At 64.6% G+C, this 13,258-nt stretch carries 13 protein-coding genes; 6 read left to right on the forward strand and 7 right to left on the reverse strand.

All coding sequences use genetic code 11. The features are described 5' to 3' along the window. Position 1 precedes the first annotated feature (1 nt). The 3 genes from rplS to MJ205_RS01795 all read left to right on the forward strand — a co-directional run bounded on the left by rplS (position 2) and on the right by MJ205_RS01795 (position 2,244). Positions 2-385 (forward strand): 50S ribosomal protein L19, encoded by a 384-nt coding sequence (gene rplS / locus MJ205_RS01785; protein ID WP_027011119.1) that lies wholly within the window; start codon positions 2-4, stop codon positions 383-385. A 90-nt stretch (positions 386-475) separates the two neighbouring features. Beyond that, positions 476-1,219 carry a CoA pyrophosphatase gene (locus MJ205_RS01790; protein ID WP_239810922.1) on the forward strand — a complete coding sequence of 248 codons (744 nt, stop codon included), beginning with the start codon at positions 476-478 and terminating at the stop codon, positions 1,217-1,219. A gap of 47 nt (positions 1,220-1,266) precedes the next feature. Further along, positions 1,267-2,244 (forward strand): CobD/CbiB family protein, encoded by a 978-nt coding sequence (locus MJ205_RS01795; RefSeq protein ID WP_239810923.1) that lies wholly within the window; start codon positions 1,267-1,269, stop codon positions 2,242-2,244. A 133-nt stretch (positions 2,245-2,377) separates the two neighbouring features. On the opposite strand, the gene MJ205_RS01800 is transcribed toward MJ205_RS01795, so the two are convergent. Next, on the reverse strand, positions 2,378-3,544 hold the full coding sequence (locus MJ205_RS01800) for an MFS transporter (protein ID WP_239810924.1): 1,167 nt from the start codon (positions 3,542-3,544) through the stop codon (positions 2,378-2,380). Positions 3,545-3,698: 154 nt separating this feature from the next. On the opposite strand from MJ205_RS01800, the gene MJ205_RS01805 reads away from it, so the two are divergent. Beyond that, a complete protein-coding gene (locus MJ205_RS01805; RefSeq protein WP_239810925.1) occupies positions 3,699-4,679 on the forward strand; it encodes a LysR family transcriptional regulator in 981 nt (326 codons plus the stop codon). A 17-nt stretch (positions 4,680-4,696) separates the two neighbouring features. Here MJ205_RS01805 and rsgA read toward each other — a convergent pair whose 3' ends face one another. Genes rsgA through MJ205_RS01820 form a run of 3 tightly spaced genes read right to left on the reverse strand, consistent with a single transcriptional unit; the run spans position 4,697 to position 7,336 of the window. Beyond that, positions 4,697-5,680: a ribosome small subunit-dependent GTPase A gene (rsgA, locus tag MJ205_RS01810; RefSeq protein ID WP_239810926.1), complete on the reverse strand. Its 984-nt coding sequence runs from the start codon at positions 5,678-5,680 to the stop codon at positions 4,697-4,699. A gap of 5 nt (positions 5,681-5,685) precedes the next feature. Next, a complete protein-coding gene (locus MJ205_RS01815; protein ID WP_239810927.1) occupies positions 5,686-6,030 on the reverse strand; it encodes a 4a-hydroxytetrahydrobiopterin dehydratase in 345 nt (114 codons plus the stop codon). Further along, positions 6,023-7,336 (reverse strand): M48 family metallopeptidase, encoded by a 1,314-nt coding sequence (locus MJ205_RS01820; RefSeq protein ID WP_239812632.1) that lies wholly within the window; start codon positions 7,334-7,336, stop codon positions 6,023-6,025. Before MJ205_RS01820 ends, MJ205_RS01815 begins: the two co-directional genes overlap by 8 nt. Positions 7,337-7,372: 36 nt before the next feature. On the opposite strand from MJ205_RS01820, the gene orn reads away from it, so the two are divergent. Beyond that, positions 7,373-7,984 carry an oligoribonuclease gene (orn, locus tag MJ205_RS01825; protein WP_239810928.1) on the forward strand — a complete coding sequence of 204 codons (612 nt, stop codon included), beginning with the start codon at positions 7,373-7,375 and terminating at the stop codon, positions 7,982-7,984. Here orn and MJ205_RS01830 read toward each other — a convergent pair. After that, the gene (locus MJ205_RS01830; RefSeq protein WP_239810929.1) at positions 7,977-8,732 is read right to left on the reverse strand and encodes a hypothetical protein; all 756 of its coding nucleotides are present in this window, start codon (positions 8,730-8,732) and stop codon (positions 7,977-7,979) included. The two genes, orn and MJ205_RS01830, sit on opposite strands and share 8 nt — an antisense overlap. 388 nt (positions 8,733-9,120) lie before the next feature. Between MJ205_RS01830 and MJ205_RS01835 the strand changes: the two genes are divergently transcribed. Further along, entirely contained in the window at positions 9,121-11,169 is a 2,049-nt protein-coding gene (locus MJ205_RS01835) for a DEAD/DEAH box helicase (protein ID WP_239810930.1), read from the forward strand. A gap of 119 nt (positions 11,170-11,288) precedes the next feature. Here the strand turns inward: MJ205_RS01835 and MJ205_RS01840 are convergent, their stop codons facing one another. Together MJ205_RS01840 and MJ205_RS01845 are read right to left on the reverse strand one after the other, a co-directional pair. Beyond that, the gene (locus MJ205_RS01840; RefSeq protein ID WP_239810931.1) at positions 11,289-12,527 is read right to left on the reverse strand and encodes a multidrug effflux MFS transporter; all 1,239 of its coding nucleotides are present in this window, start codon (positions 12,525-12,527) and stop codon (positions 11,289-11,291) included. Positions 12,528-12,696: 169 nt separating this feature from the next. Next, the gene (locus MJ205_RS01845) at positions 12,697-13,239 is read right to left on the reverse strand and encodes a GTP-binding protein (protein ID WP_239810932.1); all 543 of its coding nucleotides are present in this window, start codon (positions 13,237-13,239) and stop codon (positions 12,697-12,699) included. Positions 13,240-13,258: the final 19 nt, after the last annotated feature.

Raw genomic sequence — 13,258 nt, forward strand, 5'->3', positions numbered from 1 at the left:
CATGAACCTGATCCAGATTCTCGAGCAAGAAGAAATTGCTCGCCTGAACAAGACCATTCCTGAATTTGCCCCTGGCGACACCGTGATCGTGAGCGTGAACGTTGTGGAAGGTACGCGCAAGCGCGTGCAGGCTTACGAAGGCGTGGTGATTGCCAAGCGCAATCGCGGTCTGAACAGCGGCTTCACCGTGCGCAAGATCTCCAGCGGCGAAGGCGTGGAACGTACGTTCCAAACCTACAGCCCCATGATCGCCGGTATCGAAGTCAAGCGCCGCGGCGATGTGCGCCGTGCCAAGCTGTACTACCTGCGTGAGCGCAGCGGCAAGTCGGCTCGTATCAAGGAAAAGCTGCCAGCACGCAAGGCAGCACCTGTGGCAGCTGCGTAATAACGCTGCGACAGAGCCCAGTGCTGAAAGCCGCTACAGTGCAAGCTGTGGCGGCTTTTTTACATGGGCCGCTGCTTGCTGCCTCCGTCTATGTCCCACCTATCCTCTCCCTCGCCTTCGTCATCCCCCGCCGCCGCTACCCGGGTTTCGTCCGTGCTGGACCCGCGCCGCGCGCCGGTGGTGCAGATCGATTCGGCCCTGCCGGCGGTCGCTCCGCGCATGTTGCTGGCAGATTCCCTGCGCCAGGCTTTTGCCGCCCATCCCCATGGTGGGGAGCCGGAGATCTTCCGCGAGCGCAGCTGGACGGACCGCCCCCCCGCCAAGGCCGCCGTGCTGGTGGCGCTGGTGCAGCGCCAGGAGATGCATGTGCTGCTGACCCAGCGCAGCGCCAGCCTGAGCAACCATTCGGGGCAGATTGCGTTTCCGGGCGGCCGCCAGGACCCGGAGGACCGCGATATCAACGACACCGCGCTGCGCGAGGCCTGGGAAGAGGTGGGGCTGGCGCGTGAGCGCGTCGAGATCATTGGCCGCCTGCCCGAGTACGCCACCGGCTCGGGCTTTGAGGTGACGCCTATCGTCGGGCTGGTGCAGCCACCGTTTCACCTGCAGGCCAACCCGGGCGAGGTGGATGAGGTGTTTGAGGTGCCACTGTCCTTCTTGATGAATCCTGCACACCACCGCTGGCAGCAGCTGGACACGCCGGAGTTCAGCCGCCGCTGGCTGTCGATGCCCTATGACGACCCTGCGTCGGGCCACCAGCGCTTCATCTGGGGGGCTACGGCCAGCATGCTGCGCAATTTGTACCGGTTTTTGGCGTTTCCACCCGCGTTGTAGTTTGTAACGGCTTGTGTGATACATCACAGCCGGTATGATCACCGTCCATGAGTTTTTTCGCCACGCTGATGGCCCTGCTGCTGGAGCAGGCCAAGTCCCTGTCTCGTGACAACCCGGTCTATGCCGGCGTGCGCGCATGGGTGCAATGGCTCAGCCGCAACCTGGATGCTGGCGAGCAACGCCACGGCTGGCTGGCCTGGAGCGTCGCGGTGCTGCTGCCCACCGCGCTGGCCATGGGCATGCACTGGCTGCTGGTCGCACTGGTGGGCTGGCCGCTGGCGATGGCCTGGCATGTGCTGGTGCTCTATGTGACCCTGGGCTTTCGCCAGTTCAGCCACCATTTCACCCGTATCCGCCATGCGCTGGAATCCGGCGACGAAGAGCAGGCCCGCCAGTACCTGGCCGATTGGCAGCAGGTCAACGCCGATGATCTGCCGCGGCGCGAGATCGTCCGCCATGTCATCGAATACTCGGTACTGGCCGCGCACCGCCATGTGTTTGGCGTGCTGGCCTGCTACTCCATCGGCTCGGCGCTGGGCTTGGGGCCTGCCGGCGCGGTGTTTTTCCGCATGGCTGAATATGCGTCGCGCTTTGCGCGCAAGTCGCCCGAGCCGGCCGCCCTGGTGCAAGGCGCTTTCGAGACGGTCGCCGCCAAGGCCTGGACGGTGGTGGACTGGCTGCCCTCCCGGCTGACCGCGCTGAGCTTTGCCGTGGTGGGCAATTTCGAAGAGGCCATCGACGGCTGGCGCTTTCAGACCCAGCATTTCCCCAATGACAACGACGGCGTGATTCTGGCCGCCACCGCCGGCGCCATCGACGTTCGCCTGGGCGGCGTGGCCTTGCGTGCCCGCAGTGTCGATATCGATGCCGCTGCGCCGCTGCAGATCCAGGGCGATGGCGCCACCACCCCGGGCCGTGACCCGGAAGTGGCCCACCTGCGCAGTGTGGTGGGCCTGGTGTGGCGCTCCGTCGTGGTCTGGATGTTGCTGCTCGCGCTGCTCACCCTGGCGCGCCTGTTGGGCTGAGCCGCTAACACAACCCTTGATACGTCGTTGCCTGGCCGGCCGCGCCAAGCCTTGTCGTACTACTGTACTGCCTGCGGCTTGGCGTCTAGTCTCAACCGCAAACCTGCGGTTTGCTGGGCCGTGTTAACGGCTACTAGGCAGTCTGCAGCGCAGCGCTTGGGCTGCGGCGCTGGCCCATCGCCACCAGCACCAGGCCGACGGCCGACAGCGCTGCAGCACCCCAGATGATCGACAGCAGGCCTGCGCCGGCAATCAGGCTGCCGCCTACCCAGGCACCCAGCGCATTGCCCAGGTTGAAGGCGGCGATGTTCAGGCTGGAGGCCAAGGTGGCGCCCTGGCTGCCCACACCTTGCATCACCCGCATCTGCATGGGGGCAACGGTGGCGAACGCGACAACGCCGAGCACCGTCACATAGGCCATGGCCACGCCTGCCGAGATGCCAAAGGCCCAGCGGCCTGCGAGCAGCACGGCCACCAGGGCGCCCAGGGTGATCCACAGCGCGCGCACCACGCCCCGGTCGGCCAGCTTGCCGCCGGCAATATTGCCTACGGCCGAGCCGGCGCCAAACAGCAGCAGGCTCACGGCCACACCGGTGTTGCCCATCTGGGTGATCTGCGACAGCAGCGGCTCCACATAGGTGTAGAGCGCAAACACGCCACCAAAGCCGAAGACCGTCATGCCCAGGCCCAGCCACAACGGCGTGCTCGCCAGGATGGAGAGCTCATCGCGCAGTGCAGCAGGCGCAGCTTGCTGGAGCTTGCTGGGCACAAAGGCGGCCAGAATGCCCAGGGCTACGACACCGACACCCGCTACGGCCGCAAAGGCCATGCGCCAGCCAAAATGCTGGCCGATCCAGGTGCCGGCCGGCACGCCCAGCAAGGTAGCCAGGGTCAGGCCCGAGAACATCAGCGCAATGGCCGAGGCCTGCTTGTCCTTGGCCACGAGGCCGGTGGCGACGACGGCACCGACGCCAAAGAAGGTGCCGTGGGTGAGCGAGGTCAGCATGCGCGCGCCCATCAGCCAGCCGTAGCTGGGGGCCATCGCTGCGGCGATGTTGCCGGCGATGAAGATCAGCATCAGGCCCAGCAGCAGCCATTTGCGCGGCCAGCTGCGGGTGGCCAGGGTGAGCACGGGTGCGCCAATGGCCACGCCAAAGGCATAGCCGGAGATCAGGGTGCCGGCCGTCGGGATGCTGATGCCCAGGTCCTGGCTGACCTGGGTGAGCAGGCCCATGATGATGAATTCAGTGGTGCCAATGCCAAAGGCACCGGCGGCGAGCGCCAGCAATGAGACAGGCATGAGAGGTTTCCTTGTGTGATGCGATGGCCGGTGGCCTCGTTGAGGAGATGGATTGTGAAGCGCAGCCGCATTCTTGTGTAGCCGGAACAGCGGAAAGGTATTTGTTCCCAAATGGAATAAATGGGTGCAGAATTTGCGGTCACCATCGACCACCATGACGCTTTTGACCATGCGCAACCCTGCCTCTGCCGCCAGCCCGACTTTCGAAACCAACCGCTCCGGTGAGCTGGAGGTGTTTGTGCAAGTGGCCGAGCACGGCAGCTTCTCGGCTGCGGCCCGCCACCTGGGCGTGTCGCCGTCGGCCACCAGCAAGATCGTGGCCCGCATGGAGGCGCGGCTGGGCGCGCAGCTGCTGCTGCGCAGCACCCGCCGCGTGCAGCTGACGCCGGAGGGCCGCCAGCTCTACGAGCGCGGCCAGCGCGTGCTGGCTGACCTGCAGGAGGCCGAAGCGGCTGCATCGCTGCGCAGCACGCCCAAGGGGGTCGTGCGCATCAACTCCAGTTCATCGACGGGGCAGGCCATCCTGGTGCCGCTGATGGCCCGGCTGATGCAGCAGTACCCCGGCCTGGTGCTGGACCTGAGCTTTACCGACGAGGTGGTCGACCTGATGGAGGCGCGGGCCGATATCGCGATCCGCTGGGGCAAGCTGCCGGCCTCGGACATGGTGGCGCGGCTGCTGGGCCATACCCGCCAGGTGATGGTGGCGGCACCGGCCTATCTGGATGCGCATGGCGTGCCCACGCACCCTAATGCGCTGGGCGGCCATGTGCGCATTGGCTGGAACTACCAGCGCACGGTGCCGCACTGGCCGTTCCGGGTGGCGGGGCAGGATGTGGAGGTGCCGATTGGCGAGCTGCTGCGCGTCAACGATGGCGATGTGATGCGCAACCTGGCGGTCGAAGGCGTGGGCCTGGCGCGGCTGTCGCTGTTCCATGCCTGGCACGATATTGCTGCAGGCCGGCTGCAGGTGGTGCTGGAGGCCTTCAACACCGGCGTGCTGGAGCCCATCCATGCGGTCTACCTGGGCAAGCCCGAACGCCTGCCGTCGCGCACGCGGGCGGTGCTTGATTTTCTGAAAGCCCATGTCGACCTGGGCCATGCCGAGACCCTGCCCAAGCAGTGGTGCCGGGGCTGAAGCCTGGATTAAAAGCTTCAGTACGCGCTCAGGTTGAGCTCGTCAAACAGCTCGCTGTAGATGCGGTAGCGGTTTTCGCTGATCGGCAGTTCGGCATGGCCGTTTTGTACCGCGTTGATCACGCCGCAGCCGGGCTCATGCAGATGGGTGCAGTTGTAGAACTTGCATTCCTTGGCATGGGCGCCGATGTCGGGCATGCAGGCGGCCAGCTGCGTGGGCGCGATGTGGTACAGGCCAAACTCCTGGAAGCCGGGTGAGTCGATCAGCGCCGTCTTGCGCGCCTCATCCACCCAGTACAAGGTGGTGCTGGTGGTCGTGTGCTTACCGGTGTTCAGCGCCTGCGAGATCTCGTTGGTCGCGACATTCGCATCCGGTATCAGCAGGTTGATCAAGGTGCTCTTGCCGACGCCCGAGGGGCCGAGCACCAAGGTGGTCTTGCCTTCGAGCAGGCCATAGATGGCGTCGCGGTCTTGCTCATCGGCGCCTTCCAGTGCGAAGGGCAGCACCGTGTAGTGCGGCGGGTCCTCGGCCTGGTCGCGCATGGTGCGGTAGGGCTCCAGCCGTTCCCAGGCGCGCAAGAAGGGCTCGCCCAGGTCCATCTTGTTGAGCGCAATGATCGGCGTGATATGCGCCGCTTCGGCCGCGATCAGCGCCCGTGCCAGCTGCACCTCGCTGAAGACCGGCTCGGCCGCGATCAGGATCAGCAGCTGGTCCAGGTTGGCCGCAAAGGTCTTGGTGCGGATGTCGTCCTGGCGGTAGAACACATTGCGCCGCTCCAGCACTTTCTCGATCGTACCCTCATCGCCCTGGCCCGGCGGCGGGGCCAGCCAGCGCACCTGGTCGCCGACGACGGCCTGGCTCTTCTTGCCCCGGGGGTGGCAGATGCGGCGCACGCCGTCAGGCGTCTCCACCACGCAGTGGCGGCCATAGCTGGCGACGACCAGGCCGGTCTGGGTACCACTGTGGCTGGGGGCGCTGGCGCGTCTTGCAGGTTTTGCCATGTCTCTCAGGCCAGCTGCAGCAGGGCTTCGATGCGGCGCGCGCATTCAAAGTCGGTGACCGACAGCCCATGCACATCATGGGTGTTGAAGCGCACCACGCAGCGGTTGTAGTGCACCGACAGGTCCGGGTGGTGGTCCTGCGTATGGGCCACCAAGGCCACGCCGTTCACAAAGGCCATGGTCTCGTAGTAGTTGGCAAAGCGGAAGGTCTTCTCGATGGCCACGTCGGCGCCATCACCGCTCAGCACCCAACCGGTCAGTTGGCTCAGCTGTGTCACCACCTCGGAGGCGGACAGCGCGCGGCGGCTCTGGGTGGACCAGTCTTGTTTGGGCAGATGGGTTTCAGTCATGGGCCAATTGTTGCATGTGGCGGATGCGCTCTACGGCAGGCGGGTGCGAATAGTAATAGCGCACATAGACCGGATCGGGCGTCAACGTGGAGGCATTGTCCTCGTAGAGCTTGAGCAGGGCGGACTGCAGATCGGCCGCGCGCGTCTGCTGGACGGCATAGGCATCGGCCTCGAATTCATGCTTGCGCGAGGACTGCGCCATCAGCGGTGAGACAAAGCTGCTGAATACCGGAATCACCAGCATGAACAGCAGCAAGGCCAGCGCATCGTTGGGGCTGGAGCCGGGCAGGCCCGGGATGTTCAGGTTGGGCGTGACGCCCAGGCCGGTATAGAACCAGCCCTGCTGCGACAGCCAGCCCAGCAGCGCAAAGCCCAGCAAGGTCAGGCCGAACAGGCCCAGCATGCGCTTGATGATGTGCTTGTGCTTGAAGTGTCCCAGCTCATGGGCCAGCACGGCTTCGACCTCGCCGCCATTGAGCTTTTGAAGCAAGGTGTCGAAGAACACGACGCGCTTGCTGGCGCCAAAGCCAGTGAAGTAGGCATTGGCATGGGCGCTGCGGCGGCTGCCATCCATCACAAACAGGCCCTTGGCCGCAAAGCCGCAGCGCTGCATCAAGGCCTGCACCCGGGCCTTGAGGCTCTCGTCTTCGAGCGGCTGGAACTTGTTGAACAGCGGTGCGATGAAAGCCGGGTAGATGACCATCAGCAGCAGGTTGAAGCCCACCCAGAAGGCCCAGGCCCAGAGCCACCACCACTGGCCGGCCGATCCCATCAGCCACAGAATGACGGCCAGGATGGGCAGGCCCACCAATGCGCCCATGGCCGTGCCCTTGAGCAGATCGGCCAGCCACAGGCCGGGCGTCATCTTGTTGAAGCCAAAGCGCTGCTCCAGCACAAAGGTCTGGTAGTAGCTGGCTGGCAGATCGATGAGGCCGCTGATCAGCGCAAACGCGGCGACCAGGGCCAGCTGCTGCCACATGCCGCCGCCCAGTGCGTCCAGCAGGCTGGCGTTGAGCAGATCGAGCCCGCCCAACAAGGTCCAACCCAGCAATGTGGCGGTGCCTATCGCCAGGCCCAGCAGCCCAAAGCGCGTTTTGGCGATGGTGTAATCGGCCGCCTTGTGGTGCGCCGCCAGGCTGATGCGGTCGGCAAAGAGGGCGGGGACGGCGTCGCGGTGCGCTGCCACATGGCGCATCTGGCGGCTGGCCAGCCAGAGTTTGGTCAGCACACTGGCGGCCAGTGCGATCGCGAATATCAGGGTGAGCAGCAGCGATGGAGTCACAAGTGGGGGTGTTGGTGGGGGAATACCGGACAGTGTAGGGCATAGGCGACAATCGCCCCCATGCAAAACAAGAACACCCTGGATACACAGGCCGAGCCCGTGCCTGAGCTGGCCAAGTCCGATCTGAACCTGGTCTGGCTGGACTGCGAAATGACCGGTCTGAACCCGCAGGAGCACCGTGTGATCGAGATCGCGCTGGTGGTCACCAATGCCGACCTGAGCGTGCGTGTTGAAGGCCCGGTGATTGCGATCCACCAAAGTGATGAGGAACTGGCCAAGATGGATGCCTGGAACCGGGGCACCCATGGCCGCAGCGGACTGACCGAGCGGGTCAAGGCCTCGGTGATTGACGAGGCCGCTGCGCAGGCCGAGGTGCTGCGCTTCATGAAGCGCTATGTGCCCAAGGCCAAGGTGCCCATGTGCGGCAACAGCATTGGCCAGGACCGCCGTTTTCTGGCGCGCTACATGCCCGATCTGGAGGCCTATTTCCACTACCGCAATGTCGACGTGAGCACGCTCAAGGAGCTGGCACGCCGCTGGCGCCCCGAGCTGGTCACCGGCTTCAAGAAGGCGCAAAAGCACACTGCGCTGGCCGATGTGCATGAGTCGATTGACGAGATGCGGTACTACCGCCAGCATTTTCTGCAGCTGGCGCCCGCAGCAGCTACCTGAGGTCGAAACGGTTGACCTGGCTGGTTTCGGTCACCAGGGTATCGGTTTTTCCGGCCTGGTGGGTGACGGCGATTTCTTGGAGGGTGAGCCCACGGTAGGGGCCTGCCGCTGCCACCCAGGTCGTGGTCCGCGTCTCCCGGCTCGCACCGGGTTGGCCTTCCTGGCTGGCTGCCACGGTGCTGACGAAGCGGCATGCCTCCACGGTTCCAAGAGCGGTCGTGATGGTTTCCCGGCCTGCGTAGGTTCGCGTCTCGGCCAGCGTGGTCACGGTCTTTGTTTCTCCGTCTGCATTCGAGAAGCTCTCCGTTTGCACGATGGTTTGTGAGGTGGTCTGGCCGGGCTCCATCGCGATGACTGACTGGCGCGGCGGGGCCAGGCTTTGCCGGCTGGTGGAGCCGATATTGAATGCGTTGTAGCCGTGGTACAGCAGCGCTCCCCCTTCGATGCTGTAGTGCAGGCTGGTGCGCCCGCTGCTGGGTGCGGGATTGACATAAATGTTGTTGATGCCGTTTTCCTCCGCCTGGCTGGTGACCCAGTGGTATACAAGGGAGGTCAAAGCCGGCGCATCATTCAAACGGCTGCTCTGGCTGACATAGATTTGCGTGTCCTTGCGGTAAAAACCGACATTGAAGCAGTCGCTGGAATTCTTGGCTTCTTCTGAACTGTCTCCGCCACCGCCACAAGCGGCCAACAGGGCTGCACTGAGCAGGCCGGTCAGCGCGATGAAAGTTCGTGGATGGCGGGTCATGCGGTCTCCTTGTAGGGGTGTATCCCGAAACATCGTAGAGGCCATGGAGCGCTGGTCAATCACAATGGCTTGGGTTGTTGCGTTTTCCCCTAGGTCTGGGCTTGGGTGTCCAGCAGCGCTTTTGTTGCACAGATGTCCTACGCTTGATGCGGGAAAACCCGAAACGTGCGATAATTTGCGCTTCCCCGCCAAAACTGGCGGTTGATACGTACATCTCCCTTCATTCTCTGGGCGTCCAGGTCATGCGATTCGCAGCATGGCCGATTTGAACAAGCCCGCGGCAATCTGTATGGCCGTTACCGTTTGATGGTTGATGTTTTTAAACCATGAACGGTACGGAACTGCGTCGCGAAACGCGCAGCGGCCGGCCTATTGCTATTGTTCAAAAATGACGCAAGACCTCCATCTGCAGGGCGAAACCGCGCCTGCGCAAAACACTGTTGACGCTACCCAAGAGATCGTCAATACCTCCCCCCTGTCCGCTGAAGCCATCGGCGCTTCGCAAGAAGGCAATACCGAGCTGGTGGCTGAGGCCGAAGCCGAAGCGCTGCCTGAAGAGCTAAATGGCTTTGTCGAGCTGGGCCTGGCGCCCGAGCTGGTGCAGGCCGTCAAGGACCTGGGCTACACCCAGCCCACCGCTGTGCAACGGCGCGCCATTCCTTTGGCGATGATTGACGAAGGCAACGACAACCAGCATTTCACCGATCTGATGGTGTCGAGCCAGACGGGCTCCGGCAAGACCGCTGCCTTCCTGCTGCCCGTGCTGCACACGCTGATCCAGCAGCAAGGCCAGGCCGAAGCTGCTGAGCGCGCTGAACACGAACGCCTGGTGGCAGAAGCCCTGGCCCGTGGCGAGCAAGCGCCCAAGCGCGCCAAGCGCAAGAACCCGCTGAGCCCCCGCAATTTCAAGGCCGCCCAACCTGGCGCGCTGGTGCTGTGCCCCACCCGTGAGCTGGCCCAGCAGGTGGCCCACGACGCGATTGAACTGGTGCGCCACTGCCGTGGTCTGCGCGTTGCCAACATCGTGGGCGGCATGCCTTACCAGCTGCAAATCGCCAAGCTGCAAAACGCCGACCTGGTCGTCGCAACGCCTGGCCGTCTGCTGGACCTGCAGCGCTCGATGCAGATCAAGCTCGACAAGGTGCAGTTCCTGGTGGTTGACGAAGCCGACCGCATGCTGGATCTGGGCTTCTCGGACGACCTGGCCGAAGTCAACCAGCTGACCGCACAGCGCAAGCAGACCATGATGTTCAGCGCGACCTTCGCGCCCCGCATCCAGCAGTTGGCCATGCGCGTGATGCATGACAACGGCTCTGGCGTGCAGAAGATCACCATCGATTCGCCCCAGGAAAAGCATGCCAACATCAAGCAGGTGCTGTTCTGGGCCGACAACTCCCAGCACAAGCGCAAGCTGCTGGACCACTGGCTGCGTGATGCCTCGATCAACCAGGCCATCGTGTTTGCATCCACCCAGGTGGAATGTGACGGCCTGGCCAACGACCTGCAGCAAGAAGGCTTCTCCGCTGTGGCATTGCACGGCGCGCTGAGCCAAGGCCTGCGCAACCGCCGCCTGATGGCGCTGCGCAATGGCCAGGTGCAGATCCTGGTGGCAACCGATGTGGCTGCCCGTGGTATCGACGTGCCCACGATCACCCACGTGTTCAACTACGGTCTGCCGATGAAGGCCGAAGACTACACCCACCGCATTGGCCGTACCGGCCGTGCTGGCCGCTCGGGCCTGGCGATCACCTTCGCCGAGTTCCGTGACCGCCGCCGTGTGTTCGATATCGAGGCTTACACCAAGCAGCAGTTCAAGCCGGAAGTGATTCCAGGCATGGAGCCGCAGCAACGCTTCCCTGCACGCAGCGAAGGCGCGCGTGGCGCAGGCCGTGGTGGTGACCGTGGCCGTCCAGGTGCTGGCCGTGGTGGCGAGCGCCGTGGCGGTGGCGGCTTTGGTGCCGACCGTGGTGGTTTCGGTGCCCGCCGTGATGGCGAAGGCTATGGCCGCAAGCCAGGCTTTGGCGAGAACGCTGGTTTTGGTGGTGCTCCACGCGGTGGCGACAGCCGTCCGCGTTTCGAGCAGCGCGATGACCGCGCACCACGCTTTGAGCAGCGCCCTGACCGTGGCGGCGACCGCTTCCAGGACCGTGGCCCGGACCGTTTCCAGGATCGCGGCGCTGATCGCTTCCAGGACCGCGCACCCCGCCCCGAAGGCCGCAGCTTCGACCGCGCGCCTGAGCGCCGTGGCGACCGCTTTGGCGGCGACAACCGTGGCGCTGACAGCCGTGGCCCACGCAGCGCAGGCCCCCGCCATGCCGGTGGTGGTGACTTCGCCCAGCGCCGCCCAGGTGGTGAAAGCCGCTTTGGTGGTGAGCGCGGTGGCCGTCCCTACAGCCCCGCCGGTGGTGACCGCAAGCGCACCGAGCGCAGCCGTTAATCAGCGCATCGCGCAATGACAAAGAGCTTCCCAAGGGAAGCTCTTTTTTTGTGCCTGCCGCGCAAGGCGGCTGGTGGATGGCAGGACCTTGGCGCCTGGTGTGGCGCATCCGTCAGACGTCAGACTGCGTTGTGGCGGCCTATATCGGGCCAGCGGTGGTGAAAATAGATCCAGCTGACCAGGCCGGTCAGCATCAAGCCCATCGACGCGATGGCCAGTGCCACGGTCGAATGCATGACCAGGGGCGCGAGCACACCTGCGACGATGCCATTGGCCACCGACGTGACGACGGCCTGCAGCGAGGAGGCGAGGCCCCGGCGCTCCGGGTGCAGATCCAGCACCAGCAGGGTGACCACCGGGGTCATCAACGCCCAGCCGAAGGAATAGATGCCCAGCGGCAGCAAGGCCCAGGCCGGGTGAGGGGGCAGCACCAGGTTCAGCAGCAGGTAGATGCAGGAGGTCAGGAACATGATCAGAAAGCCGTGGCGTACCTGGCGCTTCGGGGGTATCTTGCCCGCCAGCCTGCCGCTGACCCAGGCGCCCAGCATGATGCCGCCGATGGTGCAGATGAAGAACCAGAAGAACTGGGTCGGCTGCATGTGCATGTGGGTGCCCAGAAAGGTGGGGGCCGACAGGATGTAGATGAACATGCCATTGAACGGCACACCGCTGGCGGCAGCCAGCAGCAAAAAGCGCGGGCTGCTGCACAGCTGCCAGTAGCCGCGCATGAGGTTGCGCACATCAAAGGCCTGGCGTTTTTCGGGCGGCAGACTCTCGGGCAGCAGGCGCCAGTTGAAGGCCCACAGCAGTGCGCCGATGGCCGTCAGCAGCCAGAAAATGGATTGCCAGCTGGCATAGGCGATGAAGACGCCGCCGATCATCGGCGCCACTGCAGGCGCGATGCCGAAGTAGATGGTGATCTGGCTCATCACCCGCTGGGCCTGGGCAGGCGGGAAAAGATCGCGCACCACCGCACGCGAGACCACAATGCCGGCGCCGGTGGTGCAGCCCTGCAGCGCACGGAACAGAATCAGCTGCGCGGGCGTCTGGGCCAGCGCGCAGCCGGCCGATGTCAGCGCGAAGGCGGCCAGGCCCCACAGCACGACGGGGCGGCGGCCAAAGCTGTCCGACAGCGCACCGTGGAACAGGTTCATGAACGCGAAGCCAAACAGATAGGCCGACAGCGTCTGCTGCATCTGCAGCGGCGAGGCGTTGAGCGATGCCGCAATTCCATCAAAGGCGGGCAGGTAGGTGTCGATCGAGAACGGGCCGAGCATGCCCAGCAGGGCCAGCATGACCGCCAGGATCCATTGGGGCGGGGGCGGTGTGGAGGCGTCTGCAGGGCGTGGTGGGTTCATGGCCAGCGCGCCACCGGCCCAGAGGCAGGGGGCGTCGTCAAATAGAGGTGAAGACAGGGCTGCGCTGCAGCCTGGGGCCTGCCCGGTGCGCAGGCAACAGGCGCCGAGCTTACCTCAAGCGCCGGGGTGCTGCAGTCGCTGCGGTATAGGGGAGCGCTGGGCGAGCCGCTCAACGGGGCTGCACTTCGTCGGGCAGCATCGCGGCGATGATGTCCAGGGTGTCGAGCATTTGCGAAGGGTTGCGCGGATCGGCGCTGAGCACGGGCACCACGCACTCGGCATGGGCCGACAGCCGCACCGTGAACATCTCCTGCTGCGCGGCGGATGCCGGGCGCGCAATCAGCACCACGATGGCCTGGATGTTGGGTGCCGCATGGCATTGCTGTATCAGGTTGATGGTCTGCTCCATCGCCTGTGGATCATGGATATCGACCATGACGATAGCGCCAAAGGCCAGGGACAGCGCCCATTCGCGCACAAAGTCGTAGCGCTCCTGGCCGGGGCAGCCGTAGACCTGCAAGGTGTCCTCATCGTCGAGCTTGATTTCGCCAAAGTCGAGGCCCACCGTGGTGGTCTCTTTCGCATGGGCTTGCTTGTCCAGGTTGGGGACGTCGCATTCGATCGCCAGGCTGCCGCAGAGGCTGCGGATCGCCGTGGTCTTGCCGATACCCATGGGGCCCAGCAGCACGATGCGTTTGATGGGGTGGTGCATGCGGTCCTCCCGTCAGGTG

The sequence above is a fragment of the Comamonas sp. B21-038 genome (genome assembly GCF_022387135.1).
Taxonomy (GTDB): Bacteria; Pseudomonadota; Gammaproteobacteria; order Burkholderiales; family Burkholderiaceae_C; genus Comamonas; species Comamonas sediminis.

Bases quoted from the DNA above. Each gene is read 5' to 3' on its own strand.
- rplS (WP_027011119.1), top strand. From the start codon at position 2: ATGAACCTGATCCAGATTCTCGAGCAAGAAGAAATTGCTCGCCTGAAC.
- MJ205_RS01790 (WP_239810922.1), top strand. From the start codon at position 476: ATGTCCCACCTATCCTCTCCCTCGCCTTCGTCATCCCCCGCCGCCGCT.
- MJ205_RS01795 (WP_239810923.1), top strand. From the start codon at position 1,267: ATGAGTTTTTTCGCCACGCTGATGGCCCTGCTGCTGGAGCAGGCCAAG.
- MJ205_RS01800 (WP_239810924.1), bottom strand. From the start codon at position 3,544: ATGCCTGTCTCATTGCTGGCGCTCGCCGCCGGTGCCTTTGGCATTGGC.
- MJ205_RS01805 (WP_239810925.1), top strand. From the start codon at position 3,699: ATGACGCTTTTGACCATGCGCAACCCTGCCTCTGCCGCCAGCCCGACT.
- rsgA (WP_239810926.1), bottom strand. From the start codon at position 5,680: ATGGCAAAACCTGCAAGACGCGCCAGCGCCCCCAGCCACAGTGGTACC.
- MJ205_RS01815 (WP_239810927.1), bottom strand. From the start codon at position 6,030: ATGACTGAAACCCATCTGCCCAAACAAGACTGGTCCACCCAGAGCCGC.
- orn (WP_239810928.1), top strand. From the start codon at position 7,373: ATGCAAAACAAGAACACCCTGGATACACAGGCCGAGCCCGTGCCTGAG.
- MJ205_RS01830 (WP_239810929.1), bottom strand. From the start codon at position 8,732: ATGACCCGCCATCCACGAACTTTCATCGCGCTGACCGGCCTGCTCAGT.
- MJ205_RS01835 (WP_239810930.1), top strand. From the start codon at position 9,121: ATGACGCAAGACCTCCATCTGCAGGGCGAAACCGCGCCTGCGCAAAAC.
- MJ205_RS01840 (WP_239810931.1), bottom strand. From the start codon at position 12,527: ATGAACCCACCACGCCCTGCAGACGCCTCCACACCGCCCCCGCCCCAA.
- MJ205_RS01845 (WP_239810932.1), bottom strand. From the start codon at position 13,239: ATGCACCACCCCATCAAACGCATCGTGCTGCTGGGCCCCATGGGTATC.